General features: G+C 47.2%; 2 protein-coding genes. Both read right to left on the reverse strand.

The genetic code is table 11. From position 1 onward, the window contains the following. Window positions 1-34: 34 nt before the first annotated feature. Complete coding sequence (locus BHE89_RS23925) at window positions 35-178, reverse strand: hypothetical protein (protein WP_001275801.1); 144 nt, start codon at window positions 176-178, stop codon at window positions 35-37. 180 nt (window positions 179-358) lie between these two features. Then, the coding region (locus BHE89_RS18580) for a hypothetical protein (protein ID WP_286146300.1) at window positions 359-1,003 on the reverse strand (645 nt) is incomplete at its 5' end.

Raw genomic sequence — 1,003 nt, forward strand, 5'->3', positions numbered from 1 at the left:
AAAAATTGTTTATTAAGGTTCACACTTCCTCCCATTAACCTAGAAAATTGAATGCGTGTTCCAGGTTCATCCCTGCAACAACACCTATAACGAACATCACCTGCCAGACAAGGAACTGCCAGGAGATGAATGAACCAGATGAGCTTTCGCTTTCTCTGACGTGAGCTTGTGCGGACATAGACCCTCCAAATAACTTGTCGTCATCACGGAGTAATCGTCTCTTAATTGATCAATCTAGGAACAGTGCTGTTACGGCCCATTTTGGGCACTTCATGGAGGTTTATTCGAGGAGATGATAAGAGCGGGAGGCGAAAAACTTTCACATGTGAAAGTTCAAAGCGGCCAATGGCCGCTTGTTTCACACTGTTCTATTGTAACGGAGTTCTCGATAAGCATCCCATGCTTGCTCTGATGAGACACCTCGACAACCAACATCTGTGGCGCACTCAAGGTCCATCTTGTACTGCTTAACCTTCTGGTCTGCTGTATCGCCCCAGCTCATGGCTGATGGGTACTTGGAAACACTAAACACATTTTCAAGTTCAGCCTGATAGTCGTCGTTTTGTAACAGAGGTTCGGTTTCACCATCATCCCAGCGAATGTAAGCCTTACCCTGGAGAGCCTTCAAATGCAAAGGCACCAGTAAGGTGGAAATCACTTCGTCAGCCCTGATGTCTTTGTAAGCACACCAGTGAGGTTTAACGGTGATCACACCATTTACCAAAACGATGTCACACGCCAGTGTCGCTTCAACATTATCGTTAACATCCTGCCGAGCGTAGATCTCCACGAAACCAACCTGCTCTGGAACAACCTTGTCGATGAAGCTCCAAAAGCTGGGGTACGACGTTCCATCGCTGAGCGTCAACTGACCGTCATGCTCTTTCAGCATACGGTTCAGTTGTGCAGTGAAGAACTCTGCCGACACTTTTCTTGCCAATGGTTCCATATCACTCAGTCGTAGAGTGGCTCCTGCACTCCCCTCATACACCTCTCCAAAAAA

Origin of the sequence: Shigella sp. FC1967 (assembly GCF_001743005.1) — a bacterium.
In the GTDB taxonomy this organism is placed as follows: domain Bacteria; phylum Pseudomonadota; class Gammaproteobacteria; order Enterobacterales; family Enterobacteriaceae; genus Proteus.

Coding starts and splice junctions, on each gene's coding strand:
- BHE89_RS23925 (WP_001275801.1), bottom strand. CDS start 178: ATGTCCGCACAAGCTCACGTCAGAGAAAGCGAAAGCTCATCTGGTTCA.